At 73.8% G+C, this 8,134-nt stretch carries 7 protein-coding genes and 1 riboswitch; of the genes, 2 read left to right on the top strand and 5 right to left on the bottom strand.

The window, feature by feature from the left end:
* Positions 1-230: 230 nt before the first annotated feature.
* On the bottom strand, positions 231-1,319 hold the full coding sequence (locus tag NH602_RS25360; protein ID WP_179761727.1) for a ribonucleotide-diphosphate reductase subunit beta: 1,089 nt from the start codon (positions 1,317-1,319) through the stop codon (positions 231-233).
* Complete coding sequence (locus NH602_RS25355) at positions 1,316-4,216, bottom strand: ribonucleoside-diphosphate reductase subunit alpha (RefSeq protein ID WP_253069104.1); 2,901 nt, start codon at positions 4,214-4,216, stop codon at positions 1,316-1,318. Before NH602_RS25355 ends, NH602_RS25360 begins: the two co-directional genes overlap by 4 nt.
* 129 nt (positions 4,217-4,345) lie before the next feature.
* Positions 4,346-4,551, bottom strand: a riboswitch (cobalamin riboswitch).
* A gap of 169 nt (positions 4,552-4,720) precedes the next feature.
* On the opposite strand from NH602_RS25355, the gene NH602_RS25350 reads away from it, so the two are divergent.
* Entirely contained in the window at positions 4,721-5,470 is a 750-nt protein-coding gene (locus tag NH602_RS25350; protein WP_253069103.1) for a trans-aconitate 2-methyltransferase, read from the top strand.
* On the opposite strand, the gene NH602_RS25345 is transcribed toward NH602_RS25350, so the two are convergent.
* Together NH602_RS25345 and NH602_RS25340 are read right to left on the bottom strand one after the other, a co-directional pair.
* Entirely contained in the window at positions 5,471-6,991 is a 1,521-nt protein-coding gene (locus NH602_RS25345) for an ABC transporter substrate-binding protein (protein WP_253069102.1), read from the bottom strand.
* Positions 6,988-7,374, bottom strand: coding sequence for a hypothetical protein (locus NH602_RS25340; RefSeq protein WP_253069101.1), 387 nt, complete (start codon positions 7,372-7,374; stop codon positions 6,988-6,990). Before NH602_RS25340 ends, NH602_RS25345 begins: the two co-directional genes overlap by 4 nt.
* A 120-nt stretch (positions 7,375-7,494) precedes the next feature.
* Here NH602_RS25340 and NH602_RS25335 point away from each other — a divergent pair, with 120 nt between their 5' ends.
* Positions 7,495-7,857 (top strand): hypothetical protein, encoded by a 363-nt coding sequence (locus NH602_RS25335; protein WP_073576628.1) that lies wholly within the window; start codon positions 7,495-7,497, stop codon positions 7,855-7,857.
* Positions 7,858-7,867: 10 nt separating this feature from the next.
* Here NH602_RS25335 and NH602_RS25330 read toward each other — a convergent pair.
* The coding region (locus NH602_RS25330; protein WP_253069100.1) for an ATP-binding cassette domain-containing protein at positions 7,868-8,134 on the bottom strand (267 nt) is incomplete at its 5' end.

Raw genomic sequence — 8,134 nt, 5'->3', positions numbered from 1 at the left:
AGGCGGTCGCATTGCGGGTGCTCGCCGTCGCCGGTGGGGCTGACCCGGCCGTGCTCGACGCCTGGCGCGGCCGGACCGGCGCGGACGGGCTCCTCGACCCGAGCGGCGACCGCAACGCCGGCTGACGGCCCTCAGACCTCCGCGGCCGGTTCGGTCGAGCGGGACGTCGGCGATCGCGACGAGCGGCCCGGAGGTGCTGCCGGGCCGGTCACCCGGCCCGGCCCACCCCCTCAGTCCCAGTCCAGCGACCCACCCGTCCGGTACTCGGTCACCCGCGTCTCGAAGAAGTTCTTCTCCTTCCGCAGGTCCATGGCCTCGCTCATCCACGGGAACGGGTTCTCCGGCTCCCCGAACAACGGGGCGAGCCCGATCTGCTCGGCCCGCCGGTCGGCGATGAACCGCAGGTACCGCTCGCAGGACTCGGCGGTCAGCCCGAGCATCCCGCGGGGCATGGTGTCGCGGGCGTAGGCGACCTCCAGCTCACACGCCTCGTGCAGCATCGTCCGGATCTCTGCGGCGAAGTCGGCCGTCCAGAGGTGCGGGTTCTCGATCTTGATCTGGTTGATGCAGTCGATGCCGAAGTTCAGGTGGATCGACTCGTCCCGCAGGATGTACTGGTACTGCTCGGCGATGCCCACCATCTTGTTGCGCCGGCCGAGCGCGAGGATCTGCGCGAACCCGGTGTAGAACCACATGCCCTCGAACACCACGTAGAACGCGACGAGGTCACGCAGGAACGCGCGGTCGTTCTCCGGGGTGCCGGTCCGGAAGTCCGGGTCGGACAGGGCCCGGGTCCAGCGCAGCGCCCAGGCGTCCTTCTCGGTGATCGAGGGGACCTCGCGGTACGCGTTGAACAGCGCCCCCTCGTCGAGCCCGAGCGACTCGCACACGTACTGGAACGTGTGGGTGTGCACGGCCTCCTCGAACGACTGCCGCAGCAGGTACTGCCGGCACTCGGGGTTGGTGAGGTGGCGGTACACCGCGAGCACGATGTTGTTCGCGACCAGCGACTCCGCGGTGGCGAAGAACCCGAGGTTGCGGGTGAGCATGAGGCGCTCGTCGTCGGTGAGCCCGCCGGGGGAGCGCCACAGCGCGATGTCGGCCTGCATGGCGACCTCGGTCGGCATCCAGTGGTTGGCGCAGCCGGCCAGGTACTTCTCCCAGGCCCAGGTGTACTTCAGCGGCAGGAGCTGATTGACGTCGGCGCGGGCGTTGATCATGCGCTTGTCGTCGGCGGCGACGGGGGCGGCGCCGCGTGCGATCTCGCCGAGCCCGCTGGTGTCGGCGCCGGTGCGACGGTAGGCGGTCGCGGTGCTCACTGGCAGGCCTCGCAGTCGGGGTCGTCGACCGAGCAGGCGGCGCCCGGGTCGAGGTCGGGGGCGGTGGCGGGCACGGCTGTGGCGGGCACGGCGGTCGCCGGGACCGCGGGCACGGCCGCCGCGGGCGACGCGGCAGGGGCGGCCGGGGTGCTCGGCACGCCGGTCAGCCGGCCGTCGGTGCCGGTGAGGGTGGACTTCTCCACCGACGTCGCCGCGCGGGTGCGCAGGTAGTAGGTGGTCTTGAGCCCGGAGCGCCAGGCGAGGCGGTAGAGCTCGTCGAGCGCCCGGCCGCTGGGGGCGGCGAGGTAGAGGTTCAGCGACTGCGCCTGGTCCAGCCACTTCTGCCGGCGCGAGGCGGCGGCCACGAGCCAGCGCGGCTCGATCTCGAACGCGGTCGCGTAGAGCTCCTTCAGGTCGGCGGGGACCCGGTCGATCTCGGCCAGCGACCCGTCGAAGTACTTGAGGTCGGCGACCATCACCTCGTCCCACAGCCCGCGGTCCTTGAGGTCGCGGACCAGGTGCGGGTTGATCACCGTGAAGTCGCCGGACATGTTCGACTTCACGTAGAGGTTGAGGTGGATCGGCTCGATCGACTGCCCGACCCCGCAGATGTTCGAGATCGTCGCGGTGGGTGCGATCGCGAGGACGTTGGAGTTGCGCATCCCTTGTGCGACGACCTTCTCCCGCAGCGATGCCCAGTCCAGCGTGGACGACCGGTCGACGTCGAGCTCGCCGTCGCCGCGGGCCGCGGCCAGCAGCTCGAGCGAGTCCGGCGGCAGGATCCCGCGGCTCCACAGCGACCCGTCGAAGCTGGCGTAGCGGCCGCGCTCGACCGCCAGGTCCGACGAGGCGGTGATCGCGTGGAACGACAGCGCCTCCGCGCTGCGGTCGGCGAACTGCACCGCCGCGTCGCTGCCGGGCTCGATGCGCTGGGTGAACAGCGCGTCGGAGAAGCCCATCATGCCCAGGCCGACCGGGCGGTGACGCAGGTTGGACCGGCGGGCTTCGGGAATCGTGTAGAAGTTGATGTCCACCACGTTGTCGAGCATCCGCACCGCGGTGGTCACCGTGCGGCGCAGCTTGTCCGCGTCGAGCCCGTCCGGCGTGACGTGCGCGGCCAGGTTCACCGAGCCGAGGTTGCAGACCGCGACCTCGCCCTCGTCGCCGGCGCGGGTGTTGAGGGTGATCTCGGTGCACAGGTTCGACGAGTGCACCACGCCCGCGTGCTGCTGCGGGCTGCGCAGGTTGCACGGGTCCTTGAACGTGATCCACGGGTGCCCGGTCTCGAACAGCATGGTCAGCATCCGCCGCCACAGCTCGACCGCGCGCACCGTGCGGTGCACCCGCACCTCACCGCGCGCCGCGGCCGCCTCGTAGGCGCGGTAGCGCTCGGCGAACGCGGTGCCGTAGAGGTCGTGCAGGTCGGGGACCTCGTCCGGGGAGAACAGGGTCCACTCGCCGTCGGCCTGCACGCGGCGCAGGAACTCGTCGGGCACCCAGTTGGCGGTGTTCATGTCGTGGGTGCGGCGACGGTCGTCGCCGGTGTTCTTGCGCAGGTCGAGGAACTCCTCGATGTCGACGTGCCACGTCTCCAGGTAGGCGCACGCGGCGCCCTTGCGCTTGCCGCCCTGGTTCACCGCGACGGCGGTGTCCCCGGCGATCTTGAGGAACGGCACCACGCCCTGGGAGACGCCGTTCGTGCCCCGGATGTGCGCGCCGAGCCCCCGGACCGGGGTCCAGTCGTTGCCCAGCCCGCCGGAGTACTTCGCCAGCAGCGCGTTGTTGCGGTAGCCGCCGAAGATCGACTCCAGGTCGTCGTCGACGGTGGTGAGGAAGCACGACGACAGCTGGGGGCGGGTGGTGCCCGAGTTGAACAGCGTCGGGGTCGAGGCCATGAAGTCGAAGCTCGACAGCAGCTCGTAGAACTCGACCGCCCGCGCCTCGCGGTCGACCTCGCGGACCGCCAGCCCCATCGCGACCCGCAGGAAGAACGCCTGCGGCAGCTCGAAGCGCACGCCGCGCTCGTGCAGGAAGTAGCGGTCGTAGAGGGTCTGCAGGCCGAGGAAGCCGATCTGCAGGTCGCGCTCGGGGCGGATCGCGGTGGTGACCCGCTCCAGGTCGAAGGTCGCGAGCTCGGGGTCGACCAGGCCGATCGCGATGGCGTGGCGCAGGTAGTCCTTCGTGTAGGCCGCGTACCGCTCGGCCATCGTCGCGTGGTCCGGGGTCTCCCGGGAGCCTGACAGGTGCGACACGGCCTCGGCGCGCAGGCGGTCCAGCAGCAGCCGCGAGGCCACCAGGGAGTACGCGGGCTCGCGCTCGACCAGCGTGCGCGCGGCCAGGACGAGGGCCTGGGCCAGCTCGTCGGCGGTGATGCCGTCGTAGACGGTGCGGTCCAGCTCGGCGAGCACCCTGTCCGGGGTCACGTCCTCGACGCCGGCGCAGGCCTCGTCGAGCACCGCGGCGACGCGGACCCGGTCCAGCGGGGCCCGGCTGCCGTCGGGGTGGGTGACATGCACGACCGGGGCGTCCGCGGCGGCGGTGTCCCCGCCGTCGTGCGCGCGGGCCCGGGCCTGCTGCTCGCGGTAGAGCACGTAGGAGCGGGCGACCTTGTGGTGGCCTCCGCGCATCAGGGCCAGCTCGACCTGGTCCTGGATCTGCTCGACGTGCACGGCGCGCGCCGGGTGCCGGGTCAGCGCCGCGACGACCTGGTCGGTCAGTCCGGCCACGAGGTGGTGCAGCCGCGACGACGCCGCGCCCGAGTCCCCCTCGACCGCCAGGAACGCCTTGGTCGTCGCCACCGAGATCTTCGTGGCGTCGAACCCGGTCTCGGACCCGTCGCGCCGGATGACGCGCAGGGCCGGTGGTGCTGCTGCCGGTGCAGCGGTGGAAGCCGTCACGGGCTCTCTCCTCGCGAGTCGCCGTCCCTCCGGGGCGGGCGCGGTACGAGGAGGCGGTGGGTCGGCGTGTCGTCGGCGGCCCACCGCACCCTGGCGCCGTCCCACGAGGCCCCGGAGCAGCGCGCGCCGGTCGGCGCGCGCACCGGCGGCAGGTCTTCGGACTCACGGGCGCACTGCACGCTCCTACTGGCCGTCGCTTCCCGGGAGAGGTCTCCCAGTGCTGTTGACGGCGGTCGTTCCCGTTCACCGCTGCGGGGCAGTCCCGGATTCCCACCGGGTTCCCTCTTGCCTCACCGGCCCGTGCGGACCGGTGAACCACCAGCGCTCCGGACACTACATCTGGGGTCCGGACACGATCGACCCCCCTATCGGTTCCGGTTTCGACGACCGCCGAGTCACGCACGGTGAACGTCGCCGGTCACGGGCCCGGCGGTCCCTTCCGTTCGACGGGTCCGCGCGGATACCGTCGGTCGCACTGTTGCCACCGTTGTGCAGGAGAGTGCGATGACCACCGGGACGGACCTCGACGCCGAGCACTGGCTGCGCCGGTGGGACGCCCAGCAGGAGCGCTACATCCCCGACCGGGAGGCGCTGTTCGCCCTGGCGCTCGACGTCGTCGACCGTCTCGCCGGCACCCCCGCCCGGCTGCTCGACCTCGCCTGTGGGCCCGGGTCGTTCGCGGCCCGCGCGGCGGCGCGCTGGACCGGGGCCGAGGTGGTCGGCGTCGACGTCGACCCGGTCATGCTGGAGCTGGCCCGGCGGACCACCGGCGAGCGCGTCCACTGGGTCGACGCCGACCTCTCGCGTCCCGGGTGGACCGACGCCGTCGGCGGCGGGCCGTTCGACGCGGCCGTCTCGGCCACCGCCCTGCACTGGCTGCCCGAGCACGCGCTGCCCGGGCTCGCGCAGCGCCTCGCGTCCGTGCTGCGCCCCGGCGGGGTGTTCGTGAACGTCGACACCCTGCTCGCCGACCCCGCCCGGCCGCGCCTGGCCGAGCTGACCCGGACCCTGCGGGTCGAGCGCACCGACCGGGGACTGGCGACCGGCGAGGACTTCCGGACCTGGTGGGACGCGCTCGCCGACGAGCCCGCCCTGGCCGACGGGTTCGCCGAGCGGGAGCGCCGCTTCGCCGACCGGGTCACCGGCGGGTCGTCGCTACCGGCCTGGGAGCAGGCGCTGTCCGGCGCCGGGTTCGCCGAGGTCGGGACGCTCACCCAGACCTTCGACCGGCGGACCCTGGTCGCGATCCGCTGATCACCCGAGCCGGGCGCGCGCGAAGTTCGCCCAGGCGAACGTGTTCGGCCGGGCCGCCTCCAGTCCGGTGAGCCCGGCCGCCACGCCGACGTTCCAGTCCCGCACACCCCACACCAGGGCGCCCGACTCGGCGCGCAGCAGACCGAGGATCCGGGCGAACGCGGCGGTGCGCGCGGCGTCGTCGGTGGTGGCGACGGCGGCGTAGTAGAGGCGGTCGATCTCCGGGCTGCGGTAGCCGGTGAAGTCGTAGGTCGGGGTGCTGGTCAGCATCCGGCGTCCGATGTAGTCCGGGATCGGCAGCGAGCCGGTGCTGTTCTGGGAGAACACGCCCTGCTGCCGGATGGCCCGGAAGTAGCCCGACGACGGCAGCGGCCGTGCCGTGACCCGCAGCCCGACCTCGCCGAGCTGGCGCGCGACGAGTGCGGTGGCGGCGTCGAAGGTCGGGTCGGCGCCGCTGGTCTGCAGCTCGATCGCCGCCCCCTGTGCCCCGGCCTCGGTGACGAGCGCGCGGGCCCGCGCGACGTCCCGCGCCACCGGGCCCACCCCCGCCGGGTGGTAGCGCAGTCCCTGGCCGAACATGTCGTCGCCGACCCGGCCGCGCCCGAGCAGCACGACCCGCACGAGCTCCTCGCGGTCGATGCCCAGCCGCACCGCCTCGCGCAACCGCGGGTCGGAGAACGGTGCCCGGTCCACCCGCATCACCAGGAACTGGCTCGCCGAGGCCGGCGCGGACAGCGCCGAGGCGCGCTGCTCGCCCCCCAGCCGGGCGGCGCCGGTGGGGGTGAGGTCGTGGGCGTAGTGCACCTGGCCGGACAGCAGGGCGCCGATCCGGGCGGCCTCGTCGTCGACGGGCAGGAACTCCAGCTCACGTACGCCGGGCGCGCCGTCCCAGTGGTCCTCCGACGCGGTGTAGACGGTGGACCCGCCCGGGGTGAACGACGCGAGCCGGAACGGCCCGGTCCCGTTCGGACGGTCGAACGACGTCGTCCCGGCCTTGACGATCTCGGTACCGGGCGCGCCCCAGGCCAGCGGGAACAGCGTGTTCGGCCGGGTCAGCACCAGCTCGACCTCGCTCGGCGACACCGCCCGCGAGGCGGCCTCGTCGAGGTCGCGGAACAGGGTCGCGGCGATCGCGGTGGTCGCCGGGTCGGTGATGCGGGCCAGGGTGGCGAGCACGTCGTCGGCGGTGAGCGGGGAGCCGTCGTGGAAGCGGGCCGCGCGCAGCCGGATCCGCCACCGCCGCCCGGTCGCGTCGCTCTCCCAGGACTCGGCCAGCCGCGGCTCGGGGGTCATGTCCTGCGACCACCCGGTGAGGGTGTCGAAGCACGCCTTGGCCCGGGCCTGGTCGACGTAGAGCGGCAGGACGTGCGGGTCCAGCGACTCGCGCGAGCCGCCGGTCGCGAAGGCGACCCGCAGCCGCTCCTCGCCCGTCCCGCCGCCGGAGCAGCCGGTGAGGGCGAGCGCGGCGACGCCGAGCGCGCCGGTCAGCACCCGGCGCCGGGACAGCTCGGGCGGGGTCATCCGGCGGCCCGCCCGGTGTCCGAGGCGCGCAGGCCGGGCGTGAACACGTGCCCGTCGAGGACGGCCGGGCGGGGCGCCGTACCCGGTCCGCCCGCGCGGACCCAGTCGGCGACGGCGTCGGTCGTCGCAGCGTCCAGGACCGCACGCAGCCACACGGGCCGCGCACCGGCCCGTCGCGCGGCCGGAGTGGGGCCGACCACGACGACGTCGGAGTCGGCGCACGGGCCGAGGCACTCGCTGGTCCGCAGCCGCGCGTGGCCCTCGATGCCCCGGGTGAGCCGGTCGAGCAGCCCGTCGTGGTGGGGCCGGTCCAGGCTCGGGTGCTTGCGACCGGAGCCGCAGCAGCATCCCCGGCAGACGGTGACGGCGGACAGCGCAGACATGATCCGACCCTACGCGACATATGACGGATTGTTCAGACGTCGAGGATGACAATCAGGTGAGTGCGGCCACCGCCATGCGGGAACCCTCCGGTCCCACACCCCGGACACCAGGAGATCCCCATGAGCCACCACGTCCTCGAGGCCGCCGGCGTCAGCACCCCGGCCACCGTCGTCGAGAAGCTGCACGACGCCGCCCGCGCGAGCACCGCCTGCGCCTCGGCCATGGTCGCCTCCGGCGGCATGGAGACCGAGGTGCTCCTCGCCCTCGACGCCGCCGACCTCTGTACCGCGGCCGCGAGCGTGCTCGGCCGCCGGACCGGGGACAAGGCGGTCGGCGAGGCCGCCGCGTCGGCCGCCGCGCTCGCCTGCGAGGCCAGCTCGGCCGCCTGCGGCGCGCACGCCGACCACCACGAGCACTGCCGGCTGCACGCCGAGGTCACCCGGGAGACCGCGCAGCTGCTGCGCGAGCACGCGGGCGCCTGAGCGCTCCGGCTCAGCCGGCCGGGACCGGCTGCGGTGCCGCGGCCACCCGGCCGTCGACGAGGGTCACGACCCGGTCCGCCGACGCGACGGCGACCGGGTCGTGGCTGATCAGCAGCACCGCGGTGCCGTCCTCGCGGCAGACGCGCCGCAGCTCGGCGAGCAGCAGCGCGCGGTGCCCGCCGTCCAGCGCCGAGGTGGCCTCGTCGGCCACCAGTACCGCGGGCCCGGCGAGCAGGGCCCGCGCCACCGAGGCGCGCTGGAGCTGACCGCCGGACAG

The sequence above is a fragment of the Pseudonocardia sp. McavD-2-B genome (assembly GCF_024124365.1).
GTDB classification, from domain to species: domain Bacteria; phylum Actinomycetota; class Actinomycetes; order Mycobacteriales; family Pseudonocardiaceae; genus Pseudonocardia; species Pseudonocardia alni.
This window is presented reverse-complemented; position numbering and strand designations above follow the sequence as displayed.

Bases quoted from the DNA above. Each gene is read 5' to 3' on its own strand.
- NH602_RS25350 (WP_253069103.1), top strand. From the start codon at position 4,721: ATGACCACCGGGACGGACCTCGACGCCGAGCACTGGCTGCGCCGGTGG.
- NH602_RS25345 (WP_253069102.1), bottom strand. From the start codon at position 6,991: ATGACCCCGCCCGAGCTGTCCCGGCGCCGGGTGCTGACCGGCGCGCTC.
- NH602_RS25340 (WP_253069101.1), bottom strand. From the start codon at position 7,374: ATGTCTGCGCTGTCCGCCGTCACCGTCTGCCGGGGATGCTGCTGCGGC.
- NH602_RS25335 (WP_073576628.1), top strand. From the start codon at position 7,495: ATGAGCCACCACGTCCTCGAGGCCGCCGGCGTCAGCACCCCGGCCACC.